This is a genomic window from Mycoplasma sp. 4463 (assembly GCF_048381515.1).
Classification (GTDB): Bacteria; Bacillota_I; Bacilli_A; order Mycoplasmatales; family Metamycoplasmataceae; genus Mycoplasmopsis.
Map to the genome: position 1 here is coordinate 1 of NZ_JBLWID010000019.1, position 16,439 is coordinate 16,439.

At 29.0% G+C, this 16,439-nt stretch carries 14 protein-coding genes; 8 read left to right on the forward strand and 6 right to left on the reverse strand.

Going from position 1 to position 16,439, the window contains the following annotated elements; translation table 4 throughout:
* Positions 1–130: 130 nt before the first annotated feature.
* From ACNF36_RS02010 to ACNF36_RS02020, 3 genes are all read right to left on the reverse strand, one after another.
* Complete coding sequence (locus ACNF36_RS02010; RefSeq protein WP_323188623.1) at positions 131–1,111, reverse strand: bifunctional oligoribonuclease/PAP phosphatase NrnA; 981 nt, start codon at positions 1,109–1,111, stop codon at positions 131–133.
* Positions 1,112–1,113: 2 nt separating this feature from the next.
* Positions 1,114–2,079, reverse strand: coding sequence for a DHH family phosphoesterase (locus ACNF36_RS02015; RefSeq protein ID WP_418303546.1), 966 nt, complete (start codon positions 2,077–2,079; stop codon positions 1,114–1,116).
* A gap of 182 nt (positions 2,080–2,261) precedes the next feature.
* A complete protein-coding gene (locus ACNF36_RS02020) occupies positions 2,262–3,410 on the reverse strand; it encodes a LacI family DNA-binding transcriptional regulator (RefSeq protein WP_418303547.1) in 1,149 nt (382 codons plus the stop codon).
* A 209-nt stretch (positions 3,411–3,619) separates the two neighbouring features.
* Here ACNF36_RS02020 and gltX point away from each other — a divergent pair, with 209 nt between their 5' ends.
* From gltX to ACNF36_RS02055, 7 genes are all read left to right on the forward strand, one after another.
* Positions 3,620–5,038, forward strand: coding sequence for a glutamate--tRNA ligase (gene gltX / locus ACNF36_RS02025; RefSeq protein WP_418303548.1), 1,419 nt, complete (start codon positions 3,620–3,622; stop codon positions 5,036–5,038).
* Entirely contained in the window at positions 5,028–5,435 is a 408-nt protein-coding gene (locus ACNF36_RS02030; RefSeq protein WP_418303549.1) for a hypothetical protein, read from the forward strand. Before gltX ends, ACNF36_RS02030 begins: the two co-directional genes overlap by 11 nt.
* Positions 5,436–5,602: 167 nt before the next feature.
* The gene (locus ACNF36_RS02035) at positions 5,603–6,034 is read left to right on the forward strand and encodes a hypothetical protein (protein WP_418303550.1); all 432 of its coding nucleotides are present in this window, start codon (positions 5,603–5,605) and stop codon (positions 6,032–6,034) included.
* A gap of 21 nt (positions 6,035–6,055) precedes the next feature.
* Complete coding sequence (locus ACNF36_RS02040; RefSeq protein WP_418303551.1) at positions 6,056–7,780, forward strand: NusA N-terminal domain-containing protein; 1,725 nt, start codon at positions 6,056–6,058, stop codon at positions 7,778–7,780.
* A complete protein-coding gene (locus ACNF36_RS02045) occupies positions 7,767–8,045 on the forward strand; it encodes a YlxR family protein (RefSeq protein ID WP_323189585.1) in 279 nt (92 codons plus the stop codon). The genes ACNF36_RS02040 and ACNF36_RS02045 overlap by 14 nt, the downstream gene beginning before the upstream one ends.
* Entirely contained in the window at positions 8,038–9,843 is a 1,806-nt protein-coding gene (gene infB, locus ACNF36_RS02050) for a translation initiation factor IF-2 (protein ID WP_418303552.1), read from the forward strand. Before ACNF36_RS02045 ends, infB begins: the two co-directional genes overlap by 8 nt.
* An 8-nt stretch (positions 9,844–9,851) precedes the next feature.
* Positions 9,852–10,358, forward strand: a complete 507-nt coding sequence (locus tag ACNF36_RS02055) for an adenine phosphoribosyltransferase (RefSeq protein WP_323189584.1) — start codon at positions 9,852–9,854, stop codon at positions 10,356–10,358.
* Positions 10,359–10,409: 51 nt separating this feature from the next.
* Here ACNF36_RS02055 and aspS read toward each other — a convergent pair whose 3' ends face one another.
* Genes aspS through ACNF36_RS02070 form a run of 3 tightly spaced genes read right to left on the reverse strand, consistent with a single transcriptional unit; the run spans position 10,410 to position 15,160 of the window.
* Complete coding sequence (gene aspS / locus ACNF36_RS02060; RefSeq protein WP_418303553.1) at positions 10,410–12,116, reverse strand: aspartate--tRNA ligase; 1,707 nt, start codon at positions 12,114–12,116, stop codon at positions 10,410–10,412.
* Position 12,117: 1 nt separating this feature from the next.
* On the reverse strand, positions 12,118–13,479 hold the full coding sequence (gene hisS, locus ACNF36_RS02065; RefSeq protein ID WP_418303554.1) for a histidine--tRNA ligase: 1,362 nt from the start codon (positions 13,477–13,479) through the stop codon (positions 12,118–12,120).
* Positions 13,480–13,504: 25 nt separating this feature from the next.
* Complete coding sequence (locus ACNF36_RS02070; RefSeq protein WP_418303555.1) at positions 13,505–15,160, reverse strand: MAG5620 family putative phospho-sugar mutase; 1,656 nt, start codon at positions 15,158–15,160, stop codon at positions 13,505–13,507.
* A 108-nt stretch (positions 15,161–15,268) separates the two neighbouring features.
* Between ACNF36_RS02070 and ychF the strand changes: the two genes are divergently transcribed.
* Positions 15,269–16,366: a redox-regulated ATPase YchF gene (gene ychF / locus ACNF36_RS02075; RefSeq protein WP_418303556.1), complete on the forward strand. Its 1,098-nt coding sequence runs from the start codon at positions 15,269–15,271 to the stop codon at positions 16,364–16,366.
* The last annotated feature ends 73 nt before the right edge of the window (positions 16,367–16,439 follow it).

Here is a 16,439-nt window from a genome sequence, read left to right on the forward strand (position 1 = left end):
TTGAAACATAAAAAACGAATATGTCTTATTTATAGGCATATTCGTTTTTTAGACCTTCAAACTTGGAAACTCGGGATTAAAAATAAATAAAAAATTCCATACATCAATTTGTGTATGGAATAAATTTATATTAAGCGTTAGCTTGTTCTTCTCTTCATCTAGCTACTTCAGCAGCACAATCATCAATAACTTGTTCAACTAAATCAAGTGAGTCGATAATAGCACCTGAGGCTCTTTCGTGTCCTCCACCACCTCATTTAACGGCAACATTTCTAACAATTGGTCCATTTGATCTGAATTCAACTCTAACTTTACCGTTTTCCTCCTCTGTGAATTGAACTCACATTGGGAATCCATCGATGTTAGCAATTGAATTTACTCTAATTGATTGTTGTGGTGTTTTACCAAATTCATTTGTTGTTTTTAAATCATTTTGAATGTAAGCTACACCATCTCTTGTTTTTAATGTTGTCATTAATCAAGCACTGTATTTTAAGTCATCTAATGTAACTTTAGCTAAATTTGAGTGGATAAAGTCTTGTTGTAATCCTGCTTCATATAATTTAGCAGCTAAATTTAATGTTCTAGCTGTAGTGTTATTGAATAAGAATCTTCCTGAGTCTGTGTTGATTCCTAAATATAAGAAGTTAGCAGCTTTTTGTGTGATTTTTCAGTTGTTTACAACCGCGATTTCTGTAATCATTTCATCAGCTGCAATATATGATGAATCAACTCATCTAATGCAATTTTCGCCTAAATCATCATCATTTGGGTGGTGGTCGATTCTAATAACTTGAGCAAATAAGTCTTTGTCTAAAACTTCTCTATATTCAATTCTTTCTTTGAAGTTTGCATCTACAACAACTCCTAAAGCAGTTTTTAAAAATTCATCTGATGGAATTTCATCCATTTTGATATCTAAGAATGAAAATGAACCTTTTGAATCACCTATTGCATAAACTTTTTTATTTGGGAAGTTTGTTTCAAGTAATTCTTTTAATCCAAATTGTGATCCTAAACAGTCTCCATCTGGACGAATGTGGTGAAAAATAACGATGTTATCGTATTTTTCTAATTGTTCAGTAACTAATTTTAAATTACCAATAACCATAATTATTTAGCCTCTCAATCAACGATAGCTTGGTTTAAGTCGGCTAAAACGTCTTTAACTTGGTCTCAAGATTGAAGAGTAATTCCGGCAGCGTTATCGTGTCCTCCACCACCATATTTGTTAGCAACTAAGTTAACTAATGGTCCATTTGAACGTAATCTTCCTCTAACTGTTCCATCTTCAAGTTGAATGAATAATGCTCAACAAGAGTTATCTTCAATATTAGCTAATTCATTTACGTATTGAGCAGCTTCGAATGAATCCATATCATATTTCTTTAATGTTTCTGTATCAATTTCGTAGTAAAGAACTCTTCCTTCTTTTTTGAATCCATTTAAAATGTGTCCAACAAATTTAAGTTGTTTGAATGTTCTTTTTGAAAGTTCTTTTAAGATGAATGATGGGTGGAATCCTGTTTCCATTAAGAATGCTACTAATTTGTGTGTTCTAGCTGATGTGTCAGGGTATAAAAATCTTCCTGAGTCTGTGTTGATTCCTAGGTAAATGTGTGATGCAGCTTTTTGTGTAACTGTTCATCCTGCATCAAATGCGATTTGAGCAATCATTTCAGCAGCTGCAACATAGTGTTCATCGATTCAGTTGTAATCGTAATCGATGTCAGCTGAGTTAGGGTGGTGATCAATTCTTAATTTAGCTGTTGTCTTGTTTTCATATAATAAGTTTGCACATTCAATTCTGTTTCCACTTGAAGCATCAACTACAATTCCTAATGAGTTTGTAAAGTCGATTTTTTCAATGTCATCAAAGTGGTAACCCATAAAGTCAAATAAGTGTAAGTTATCCCCTACTGTGTAAACATTTTTGTTAGGGTAGTTTGTTCTAATTAATTCTGCAAGCCCAGCTTGTGAACCTAAACAGTCTCCATCTGGACGAATGTGGTGAAAAATAACAATATTGTCATATTTTTCAATAGCATCAATTGCTACTTTTGAATTTCCTATAACCATAATAATTTTCCTTTCTTAATAGTGATTTTTTTAATTTAAATTAAATATTTCTAAATTATATAGCATTTAATTTTTATTAACATAACTTTCAAGATACTCTCATAGGTCTTAAAATCTTTATTTTCATTATTCAAATTGTTAGATTAAAAAAATAGATGCAATTTTATGTTGCATCTAAAATCTTAAGATGTTTTTTCACTTAATTCACTAATTAATTTAAGTTTAATAACTGCTGTTTGTGGATTTTTTGATGAAAGTTGTTTTGTAATCATTGATTCAATTATCACTCCCATATATGGATAGTCCACAAAAATCTTATCAACATAAACACCTAAACTATCGTAAATTGATTGGTAACCAATGTCACTAATTCTAAAGTGTTTTGAAGCATACATGTTAATTGAAATAAACGAATCGTGAGTCGAACAAATAATATTTGAAACATTATTTGTATTTGCAAAAGCAATAATTTCTTTAACTTCTTCTTTATTTTTCTTAGCACTGATTGGGTATCTCACATAAGTTATACTATATTCTGAACAAGCTTCTTTGAATCCTGAAATTCTTTGGAATTTTTGATAATCAGATAACTTTTGGTCTTCTAAGAAAATAATTTTGTTTGAGTTTCTCCCTCTTGGGACTCTTCTAATAAATGATTTTGTAAGTTTGTAAAATGCTTCTCTATCATCTGGAACAACTCAAGAAACACCATCAACTTTGTGTCCATAAACTAAGACAGCAACGTCCTTAATTGTTTTAAGGAAATCAAATAATTCTAGATTTTCTTCACTAAGAAATACAACGATTGATTTTGGTTTTCATAATAAAAGATATTTTAAAGTTTCAATATATTCATCAGCTGTTGGTACAGTGTAAAATGTAACAACTCTTCTATTATTTTTTGATGCACCAGCAATAATTCCTGAAATAATGTTTTGAATATAACTTTGACCATAAAGAGGGGAGATAACAAAAATTGAGCTTACTTGAACTTTATTAATTCTACTTCTTGGATTAGGAACATAATCATATTCCTTTATAATTTCTTCAATTTTTCTTCTGTTATCTTTAGAAACATAACCATCATTATAGAAACGACTAATTGTAGCAACAGAAACACCTGTAAGTTTTGAAATCTTTTGATATGTTATCGGTTTTCTCGAAACTCTTTTACCAAGTCTACCAGGCATTTTTACTTCGATTGAGTCATCTAATATTTCTAACGCTTGCTCATGGTGGTTTTCTAAAATTCTAGGATCTAATTCTTCGCCAAACTGCCTTTTGCTCTTTTTATATTTATCATTAATCATATAATTTAGATTTGATTTCATATTTAAATTATATGAAATTCTAAAATTAATTATTTTATATAAAAAAACAAAAATTTCAAAGACTTTTTTTATGCTTTTTCAAACTTTTACAACTAGAGCACTATGGTAAAAGTTTGAAAATAGCATTTTTTATTAAGTTTTTTCATTGCAAAAATATTGTTTTATAATTTTATAACTTTAATATTCAGCTACAAAGGAGTTATTTTACTATGAGTAAAAAAATCAGAACACGTTATGCACCAAGTCCAACAGGATACTTACACATCGGTGGAGCTAGAACAGCTTTATTTTGTTATTTATTTGCTAAACATTTTGATGGTGATTTTGTTTTCAGACTTGAGGACACAGACGTTAAACGTAATGTTCCAGGTGGTGAAGAATCACAATTAAATAACTTAGCTTGATTAGGAATTATTCCAGATGAATCTCCATTAAATCCAAATCCAAAATGTGGTAAATACAGACAAAGTCAAAAGTTTGATAGATACAATGAAGTTTTAAATGAACTTTTACAAAAAGGTCTCGCATATAAAGCTTACGACTCATCTGAAGAATTAGAAGCTCAAAAATTAGAATCAGATGCTAAAGGTATTCCAAGTTTTAGATACGACAAAAACTGATTAAAAATTTCTGACGAAGAAAAACAAAAAAGAGATGCTAATGGTGAATATTCATACCGTTTAGTGATGCCTAAAAATCACACTTTAGCTTGAGATGATATTGTTAGAGGTGAAATTTCATTCAACTCTGATGAAATAGCTGATTGAGTTATTTTTAAATCAGATGGGTATCCAACTTACAACTTTGCAGTAGTAGTTGATGACCACGATATGGAAATTTCACACATCTTACGTGGAGAAGAGCACATCGGAAATACACCTAAACAACTTGTTTTATATGAATACTTAAATTGAGAAAAACCACAATTTGGACATATGACAATTATTACAAATATGGAAGGTAAAAAACTTTCAAAACGTGATCTTGAAACAAAACAATTTATCGAAGATTACAAAAATGAAGGATATATGCCTGAAGGTATTTTCAACTTCTTATCATTATTAGGATGAACAGCTGCTGATGCATCTGAATTAATGAGCAAAGAAGAAATCATTGCTAAATTTGATCCACAAAGATTATCTAAGTCGCCTTCAAAATTTGATGTTTCAAAAATGGATTGATTCTCAAAACAATACTTAAAAAATACAGACAATCAAAAATTAATTGACTTAATGAATTTAGGAAACTCAAATTTAGATTCAGAATGATTAAATATTTTTGTTGACACATTTAAAGCTAGCTCTGTAACAGTTTCAGAATTAAAAAATCACTTAAATTCATATTTAAATCCTGAATATTCAAAAACTGAATTCAATGAAGCTGAATTAAATACAGTTAAAGAATTTGCAAATAACTTCAAAAAACTTGCAACTGATGACTTTACAATTGCAAATATTCAAGAAGCAATTAATTTAACCTCTTCAAATTTAAATGTTAAAGGTAAAAACTTATTTATGCCAATTCGTCTTGCTGCCACAGGAATTGCTCACGGACCTGAATTAGCAAAAGCTATTTGATTGTTTGGAAAAGAATTAATTTCAGAAAGACTTAAAGAATATGAAAATTAATTTCAAATCAATTATTAAGGTTTCTACAAATGATGAACCTCAGGTTATTGAATTTTTATCACAACTTGATTTATATAACAAAACTGAAGATGGTGTTATTGAACTTAAATTCAATGAACCTAAATACAATGAAACAAATAGAATTGACATTTCAGAAAATGAAGTTAATATTTACACAAACTTAACAACTGTATGTGTAAAGAAAAATGAAGAGGGTAATGCAAGCATTTCAGTAGTTGACCCTTCAACACAGAAAAAATTTGAAATTAATTTAAAAACTGTATGTAAAAACTTCTTCACATCAATTAATGAATTTAACTTTCAATATGACTTATTCACATACGAAAATGATGAAGTTTTAACATCAATTAATATGACATTAGAACTTTATGAATAATACAAAAAATATTTTTATGCCTTATGTACTAGCATAAAAATCACTACATATAATAAATACTATTAAAATAATATGGTATTATTTATATACAACGTTAATTATATTTAGAGGTAAGAGAAAGGAGTTGCGAAAGCAGCTCTTTCTATTTACATTTTTATAGGAGTAAAATGTTTGATGAAAAGATTTTAAAAGAGCAATTTTCTAAAGTTTTATCAGCAAAAATGGAACACGATCCTCTTTTAGGAAAAACGCTAGAAGTAGTCGTTGATTATAGAAGTCTGGACGAAGTTAACAAACTTGGAAAAGAAATTTCTGCATTTTTGGAGACACAAAAATGATTTACTGATGATATAAATTTAGTAGTATTATCAAAAGGAACAGATCTTAAAATTTCAAAAGAAATGTTAGATCAATACATTGATAAATATATTGAAGTCAAAACTCAAAAAAGTTTTGAAGGACAAAATAATTTTGTAATTAAATTAACTGAAGTTCAGCCAGATCACATAGTGGGTAAATGAAATAAAAAAGGCCAAATTAGAACAGTTAAATTAGATTTTTCTAATATAAACGAAATTGAAGAATATATTAAGTTTTAACAAAAAATAAAGGAGTAAATAATGGCAAAAGCTAAAAATAAAACACAAGTTGATGTTGAAAGTCAACAACTATTTAAATATATTGAACTTCAAGCAGAAGGTCTAAACTCTCCATTTGAAGAAGTTCTAGAATTATTTAGATCAGAAACTCAAAAAGCAATTACTAAACAAGTTGACCCTAATGCTGAAATTCAATTCGAAGTAGACTTTGAAAATAAAGCTGTAAATATGTTCAACTTAAACGGTGAAGTTATTGGAGATGAAGAAATTTCAGAAGATGATGAACCTCAAGTTTTAAGTGAAGATGATGCATTAGCTAAAATCTACACAATTCAACTTTCAGAAGCTAGAAAAAACGATTCAAATGTTCAAGTTGATGATGTAGTTAGAATTCAATTTAAGTTTGCTGGATTATCAGACAAATTAAGAAGAGCAATCACAAGTGGTGTTAAACAATCTTTAAACTTAACAAACAAATCAAAAGTTGTTGAAAAATATTCAAAAATGATTGGACAAAAAGTTCCTGCAGTTGTTTTAAAACACTTATCTAACAACTCATACAATGTTATGTTAGAAGATAAACAAACAGCTTTCTTACCTGGAGCTAAAAAGCCTAAGAACTTAAAATTAAACTTAGGTCAAAAAATTATGGTTTATGTTGATTCAATTAATCCTGAATCAAGATTAAGCATTGTTACAGTTTCATTAAACTCAACAGAAGAATTAGTTGAAATCTTAAGAAACGAAATTCCAGAAATCAAATCGGGTGAAATTGTTATTAAAGACATTCAAAGAGTACCTGGAGAAAGATCTAAAGTTTCATTTGCACTTAAAGATCAAGAGAGTGATCAAATTAATTTAGTTGGTTCAATTACAGGACAATTTGCTTCAAGAATTCAATCAGTTGTTACTGAATTAGATGGTGAAAAAATTGACGTTATTGTTTACTCACCAGACACACTTGAATATGTTAAAAATGCTATTGCTCCTGGTAAAGCAGTTGATATTAAATGAGCTGATGAAGAAAGAAGAAAAGTTTATGCAATTGTTAAGCCAAGCGATGCAACAGTTGTTATTGGAAAACAAGGAATTAACATTGAACTTGCTTCTAAATTAACAGGAACAAGAATTGAAGTATTAACAACTGAAGAAGCACTTGTAAAAGGAATTAAATTCAAAAATGATTATGTTCACGATGTGCACTACTTCAACACAACTCAACCAAAAGTAAATGCAAGTAAAAAACAATCAAAAACAAATTCAATGCTTAAAAACATTGATATGTACATTGATACAGACTCATTATTTGAAGACTTTAACAACAATATTTACACAGAATTAGAAACAGAAACAGTTGTGGAAGAACCAAAGCAAAAAGCAGAAGAAGCTAAAAAACCTGCAACTAGCGAAGTTAAAACTAAGAAAAATAAAGCAGAAGAAATTAACAATATTTTTGAAGAAGAATCTTCAAACATCGAAAAACTTCTTAACTCATTAGATGAATACAGTTTCGTTGACGAAATCGACAAATACAATGACGAATTCACAGATGAAGTTGAAGATGAAACTCTTGATGAAGAAGCTGAAAACGCTAAAAAAGAAGAGAAAAACAGAAAAATGCTTAATGAATTCAAGAGAACTAAAAATCAACTTAAAGACTTTAAAGTGGATGATGACCTTACAAACTATGGATTATCAAACGTAAAACTTGATTTAGATGACTTAAATTCAGATGACTGAGATTAAAACAGTTTTTCGTAAGTGTATTGCGACAAATCAAGTTTTACCAGTTGATGAACTCACTAGATTCAGTTACGATAAAGAAAATAATTTATTAGTTTTAGACTTACATAAAAACAAAAAACATAGAGGAGCTTATTTTGTTGCAAGTTTAGAAAACTGACAAAAAATAAGAAAAACAAAAGCTTTAAATAGAACATATAAAACTAACATATCTAATGAACAATATGATTCATTAGAAAATGAACTTAAGGAGGTGTTATATGGCTAAAAAACAAAACAGAATTTCAAACGTAAATGAAATTAAAGAGCAATTGCAAACAACAAAAACTGAATTAAAAGATGGTGTATTTATTTTCACTGAAAAAATGTCAATTGCTGATTTTGCACAAAAAATCGGAGTACCTGCTACAGAAATTATCAAAAAATTCTTTATGCAAGGTAAAATGTACAACCTTAACACACTTTTAGATGAAGAGCAAATTGCTGAAATAGCAATTGAATATGGATATGACTTCAGAAAAGAAACAAACATTAATGGTTCAAACTTCCTTGATGAAGTTCAATTTAAAGATGATCCAAAAGATTTAGTTAAAAGATCTCCAATCATCACTGTTATGGGGCACGTTGACCACGGTAAAACTACATTAATTGACAAAATCAGAAACTCAAACATCGTTTCAACAGAAAGCAGTGGAATTACACAACATACAGGTGCTTACCAAATTAGTCACAAAGGTCAAAAAATCACTTTCTTAGATACACCTGGACACCAGGCATTCACACAAATGCGTGCTAGAGGTGCTAAAGTTACTGATATTGTTGTTTTAGTCGTTGCAGCTGATGATGGAGTTATGCCTCAAACAAAAGAAGCTATTGAGCACGCTAAAGCAGCAAATGTTCCAATGATTGTTTTTGTTAACAAAATGGATAAACCTAACAAAGACCTTGACAGAATTAAAGGTGAATTAGCTGAAAACGATGTTCTTATTGAAGAATATGGTGGAGATGTTCAAATCGTTTATGGTTCAGCACTTAAAGGTGAAGGACTTACAGAATTATTTGATGCTATTATGTTATTAAGCGAAATTTTAGACTTAAAAGCAAATCCAAAAAGATATCCAATGGGAACAATTATCGAATCACGTGTTGATAAAGGAGTTGGAGTTGTTTCTACAATTATTGTTGAAACAGGAACATTACACAAAGGAGACTTCTTAATCGCTGGTTCAAAATACGGAAGAGTTAGAATGATTACTGATTCTAATGGAAACCAAATTGAAGCAGTCGAACCAGGAGCACCAGCAATTATTTCAGGTCTTAACTATGCACCTGATGCTGGGGATAAATTTGTTGGATTCAACGATGAAAAATTTGCTAAGAAATTAGCCCAAGAAAAAGCTACAGCTGATCGTATGGATTTACTTCACTCAAAAACTATTACAGATCAAAATATTGATGGTAAAAAAATTATCAACGTTATTATTAAATCAGACGTTTACGGTACTTCTCAAGCTATAAAAGATCAAATTGATGGTTTAGAAAATGAAGATGCTATTGTTAAGGTTATCTCAGCAGCAGTTGGAAACGTTAATGATACAGACTTACTTTTAGCTAAGGCGTCAAATGCAGTTATTTTCGTATTTAACTTGAGAGTTTCACAAAATATTAAACAGAATGCAGCTGCATCAAACGTTACTGTTATTTCTCACGATGTTATTTACAAAATTATCGAAGATGTTCAAGGTATGCTTGATGGAGAAAAAGCACCCATCTATGAAGAACAAAAAATTGGAGAAGGTCACATTATTCAAATTTTCTTCTATTCAAAAGTTGGAAACATCGCTGGTACAATGTTAGATGAAGGTGTTGTAAGATCTAACTGTAAAGTTAAAGTTTACCGTAAAGGAAAACTTATTCACGAAGGTGTTATTGACTCACTTAAACGTGAGAAAAATGACGTTAAAGAAGTTCTTAAAGGCAAAAACTTCGGAACACACATCAAATGATTTAATGATATTGAAGCAGATGATGTCCTTGAATTCTATGAAGATGTAAGAGTTAACTAATAATTATTATGAAAAATCTTAAAAATTTAATTACTGATATTCCTAATTTCCCTAAACAAGGAATTGTATTCAAAGATATAGCGCCACTATTAGCTAATCCTGATGCATTTGCCTATGTCATAGACAAAATGGCACAATTATGCAAAGAAGCAGACATCATTGTAGCACCTGATGCAAGAGGATTTATCTTCGGAACTCCTGTTGCTTACAAACTTAATAAACCATTTGTAATGGTTAGAAAGAAAGGTAAACTACCAGGTCCTACAATTTCTCAAAAGTATGACTTAGAATATGGTGACAATACTTTAGAAATTCAAGATAAAATTCTAAAACCAGGTCAAAAAGCAATCATTATTGATGATGTTTTAGCAACTGGTGGAACTACAAAAGCTATTATTGATTTACTTCAATCTCAAGGTGTAAAAGTTCTAGCTAATGTTGTTTTAATGATCTTAGATGAACTTGATGGATACAAGAAAATCAGTAAACTAATTGATGTAAAATCAATTCTATAAATTGCAAAATAAAAATACTAGACTTACGAAATCTAGTATTTTTTTACATCACTATTTAGACTTGACTTCAAGGAATAATTCTGTTAATTGCTCTGAATCAACACTTGAAGGGGCTTGGGTCATAAGGTCTTCATTTTTTGAATTTTTAGGGAACGCAATAACATCTCTAATAGTTTTTTGGTTAGCTAAAATCATAATTAATCTATCGATCCCAAGACCAATACCACAGTGTGGTGGGACTCCATATTCAAAAGCTTTTAAGAAAAATCCGAATTTGTTTTGTTGTTCTTCTTTTGATAGATTGATCATTTCAAACATTTTAGTTTGAACTTCTTCATCATAAATTCTAGCTGAACCTGAACCTAATTCAAACCCGTTAAGAACTAAGTCATAACTTTTTGCTCTAATTTTTTCTTTAGGTAATTTATCTAAATCTTCTAATGGATTATCGAATTGAGTGAATGGATGGTGAGCTGCTGCTCATTTTCCTGTTTCTTCATCATATTCGAACATAGGTCAGTCAATAATTCATTTGAAGTTATATTCATCTCTAGCTCATCCATATCAAGAATTAAGTTCAACTCTTAATGCTCCTAAAGCTTGTGAAGCGTTTTCGAATTTATCAGCACAAATCAAGTATGTTCCTTCACCAAATTGCGAAATTAATTCTTGGACATCTGCTGGATTTAATTTTTGGGCAAAGTTTGTTTCAACAAATTCTTTATTTTCATTAACAACCAAGTAGAATAATGCTTTAACTTTGTTTTTCTTAGCTATTTCTTCAAGTTTCTTGTATTCTTTTTTGTTGATTTTTTCTACAAAATGAAGCAATCTAATTGAAGGAGCTGATGTTATGATGCCAAAATCACTGTTTTTAGCAAATTCAGGAATATCAACAATTTTGTTTTCAAATCTAAAGTCAGGTTTGTCTGTTCCATAATCTCTAATACAGTCATCAAATCTTACTCTATCAAAAGGAACTTTGATATCAACATTCATAACTTTTTTCATAAAATGTTTGAATAAACCTTCAATGTATGATTGGAAGCTATGAACGTCCATAAAACTTACTTCGATATCTAATTGTGTGAATTCAGGCTGTCTATCTTTACGTGAGTCTTCATCTCTGAAGCATCTTGCTATTTGGTAGTATTTTTCAAATCCTGAAATCATTAATAATTGTTTGAATAATTGAGGACTTTGTGGAAGTGCATAAAATGCATTTTCTTTATTACGTGTAGGGACTAAAAAGTCTCTAGCTCCCTCTGGTGTTGCTTTAGATAAAATTGGTGTTTCGATTTCTGTGAATTCTTGAGATTGTAAGTATTCTCTAATTGCAAAAATTACATCATTACGTAATTTAATGTTATTTTGCATCACATTTCTACGTAAGTCTAAGAATTTATATTCAAGTCTTAATTCTTCTTTAACTTCAATGTCATCTCTAATTTGGAATGGTAATTGTTCTTTAGATGATGATAAAACTTTGTATTCATCAACTAAAATTTCAATATCTCCTGTAGGTAAGTCAGGATTTCTATCTTTTCTTTCACAAACTGTTCCAGTTACTTCTAAAACAGATTCTTTTGTGAATGAAATAGGTGTTTTAAATACTAATTGTGTAATTCCAAATTTGTCACGTAAGTCAACGAAGTTTAATTCACCAAATCTACGTTTGTTAGCTACTCACCCGTATAAAGTAACAACTTGTCCAACATTTTCTAATCTTAATTGATTATTTTTAATTGTTTTTTTCATATTATTTTCCTTCTTCTAATTCTTCAATAAGAAGCGCAACATCAACTAATTTAGAGTTACTGATTGTGACGTGTTCATCGCTATTTTCTAAAATAAAGTTAAGTGCAGAAATGATACCCTCTTCATTTTTTGAGAATGTAACTTTTTCTCCTGTAACCATATCTCTAATGATTAATAAGTTAGGATTAATCATTTTGTCATCATAAACTAAGAAGTCAGCAGTTCTCTTTGCAGCTTTTTCAAATAACTTTTTATTTTTAATTAAAGAATGTTCTGTGTAAACTGATAAACCAGCTGTTGCAATATAATTTTGCCCCATTATAGTACCAAAAGCAATATTATCTTCATCATTTGTCATTGCAATATAAACATCAGCGTGTCTTAATTCTGTATCCGGTTTTAAAATTTCCATCGCATTTTCTCTTACAACATCAACAACACGATCAATTCCCATTCCAAAACCAACACTTGAAATATTATCACCACCTAATTGAGCTATTAAGTTTGAATATCTTCCTCCACCAATTAATGTAAGTCCACTTGTTGAACCTTTACCTGCTGTTACAAATTCAAATACAGTTTCATCATAGTAATCGAGCCCTCTAACTAATTCAGTTGAAACTTTGTATTCAATATTTGCTGCATCAAGTGCTCTAGTAACTTTTACAAAGTATTCTTTTGATTCATCTGATAAATAATCAGCAATTTTAGGTGCATTTTTAATAAAAGATTTTTGCGAGTCTTCTTTATCATCAAGAATTCTTAAAACTTTTTTGCTTTCTAATCTTTCTTGTGAAATTTCACTTAACTCAGATTTGTAAGGTAATAAGTAGTTATATAAAGCTTCTTCATATTGTTTTCTACTTAATTCATCACCAATTGTGTTGATTTTTAATTCTCAATCAACCATTAAGTTATCTAAAATGTGTGCAGCTAATAAAATAACTTCCACATCCTTTGTATAAGCTTTTTCACCTACAAATTCAACACCAGCTTGATAGAACTGTCTGTATCTACCTTTTTGAGGTTGCTCATATCTAAACATTGGTCCATAGTAAGCAAATTTACTAAATCCATCATTTAATCATTTTTGTTCAATAAGCGCTCTAACAAAAGGTGCAGTTCCCTCAGGTCTAAGTGCTATATCTCTGTCACCTTTGTCTTTAAATTCATACATTTCTTTTTTAACAATTTCTGAATCATCCACAGAACGTCTGAAAAGTGTAGCTTGTTCCATAATAGGCGTTTCCACTAAAACATAACCTGCTTTAGCAACTGTTTCAGTAAACATATCAGTTACAAAATCTTTTAATAAAAACTCTACTGGTGAATAGTCTTTTGTTCCTTTAATTTTTGTAATCATAGTAACTCCTTAATATATTTGGAAATTATACTTTTTTCTCTTGCAGCTTGTTTATTTGTTTAACAATTTTTAAAATTCTTTTTCTGATTTTATTTTTAACTAAATTAGCTCATATTGTTTCTAAAAATGGATGGAATTTATACATATGAGATTGAAATTCGGTTTTAATTTCAATCTCTTTTTTAGCTTTCTTGAAAGAAACACTTGTAATAGTTGAAAATCTTTTACCTTTTGTTTTAACTTGAAAAATGTAATGTTGTTTTGTGTTATCTCAATCAAGTAATTGGAGCTTATCTATTTTTGATTTTTTAAGAAAGCCGGTTGGTTTATTGACTAAATAATCAAAAACATTTATCATATCTTGAACAGTTTTGTTAATGTATGAATAAACATAGTAAGTTTTATTCATTGATTCAATCATCTTGTTGTATTTAAGTGTAAGTAAGTTATTGTTTTCTAAATACTCTTGCAACATCACACAGAAGTTAAATAGAAAACCATAATTTTCAAAACTTAAATGTTCATTAATATCATTTGAAAATGAATTTGAATTGTATGCAAATAAAATGTTGTTTGGGTCATCCATTTTATTTTCAAATTCATAAGGAATTTTAAAAGTATTAAGTAAGTTGATAATTAACTCTGAAGCATCTAGTGGAATAAAAATATTTGGTTTATCAGTTAACTTAGTTTCTTTTCATTTTAAATATTGGTTTGAAATGAAAAGATAAGCGATTTGGTCATTATTTAATTCAACAAAGCTGTTTTTAACTCTGGCAAATAACTTAATATCATTATGCTCATCCATAACAATAATTAAGTTAGCATTGTAATTAGTTGATAGAGCTCATTTAACAATAGAAAAAGTTGAATTTTTATTTTTTAAATCTTTGTTAAGTGTTGGGTTCAATTTTGAAACCTTAACATTTAAATTTGATAAAAATCTATTAATAATGTAGTTTGATAAATTGTCGCTAATAAGTGTATAAACAACCAATTTGTTGTTTGAACTAAAATCAAATTCAGATTTAACTGATTTTAAGAAGTTTTCATAAGCTGAGTCAATAACTTTGTCTGAGTTTAAAACAATTGAATAATTTGAATCAGAAACAAATATATGATCCTTAACTTCATAAAGCTCATTAATTAACTTCTCTTGTTCTTCAAGTGAAATTAATTTATTTTTGTTGTAAATTTTTAAATAAAACTTATTATTAGTTTCTTTGTAATCTAAATAAACCGAATAATCTAAATCCATATTGTTTACAGTTGTATTGATAAAAAAATCATTTAGCTTATCAATATTAAAAGTATAAACGTGGTACTTCTTATCATTTAAAAATCTAATTAATAAATCTTGAAGTTTAGAATTAATATTAACTTTGTTTTTTAATGCGACTAAAACTTTTCTTCTTCTATTAAAAAATGACTTTCTAGGAAGTGATTTATCAAAAAGTGAAATCAAATTAAGCAATGTATAAGGGTTTAAATTGTTGTAACCAAGTTGATTTTGTGTATCAAATTCAATTCCATAAACAGTTGATTTTGCTCTTGTGTAAAATTCACCGTTTGGAAACTGATTATCAACCTTTCTAACAAATTCATTAATGTCTGAGTTTATTAGTTCTTTGGATTTATAGAAATTAAATCAATGTGTGATTTTATTGTTAATTTGACTCATTTTCACCTTTCTTAAAATTTATTTTAATTTTATCAAATTAAAAAATTACTTTTCAAGCATTTAGAGTAAAATTAAAAACATAATTATTGATTAAAAAGGAGTTTATTTATGTCACTAAAAGCAGGTATTGTAGGTCTTCCAAACGTAGGTAAAAGTACATTATTTAGTGCAATTACTAAAAAGCAAGTTGAATCATCTAATTACGCTTTTACAACTATTGAACCTAACATTTCATCAGTTCCTTTAATTGATCCAAGATTACAAAAAATTGCAGACATTATCAAACCAGATAAAATTGTTTGAGCTACATTTGACTTTGTTGACATAGCCGGACTTGTTGAAGGTGCATCAAAAGGTGAAGGATTAGGAAATAAATTCTTATCAAACATTAGAGAAGTTGATGCAATTATTCACGTTGTTAGATGTTTTGAAGACAAAAACATCTTGCACGTAGCTAATTCAGTAAATCCTGTAAGAGATAAAGATGTTATTAACTATGAGTTAATGTTAGCTGACTTAGAAACAATTAACAACGTAATTAATAGAGTTACTAAAAAAGCTAAATCAGGTGATAAAGATGGTTTAATTGAATTTAATGCTGCTAACAAAGTTAAAGATGCATTACTTCATTCAATACCGGCTCGTGATGTTGAACTTGATGAAAATGAATTAAAAGCTGTTAAAGGTTATCATTTACTCACATTAAAACCAATAATTTATGTAGCTAACTTAGGTACAGAACAGTATGCAAATTACAAAGATGATAAACTTTATAATGAGCTTAAAAATTCATTAAAACGAAATGAAAAAATCATTCCAATTTCAGTTCAATTAGAATCTGAGTTAGTTGATTTATCAGATGAAGAAAAAAACGAAATGCTCTCAATGTATGGTGTAGAACATAGTGGTCTGGATGTGTTAACGAGAGAATCATTTGATCTTCTTAATTTAGAAACATACTTTACAGCAGGTAAAATTGAAGCAAGAGCTTGAGTTTACCATAAAGGTTGAGCAGCTCCTAAATGTGCAGGAATTATTCATACAGACTTTGAGAAAAAATTCATTAAAGCAGATGTTATTGCATACGAAGATTACATCGAATACAATGGTGAATCAGGCGCTAAAAACGCTGGTAAAATGCGTTCTGAAGGTAAAAACTACATTATGAAAGATGGTGACGTTTGTCACTTCAAATTCGGGAAATAATAATAAAAAATCATCATTTTAGGTGATGATTATATAAGGGGGTTTAGTATAGTGGTAGTGCTGCAGTCTCCAA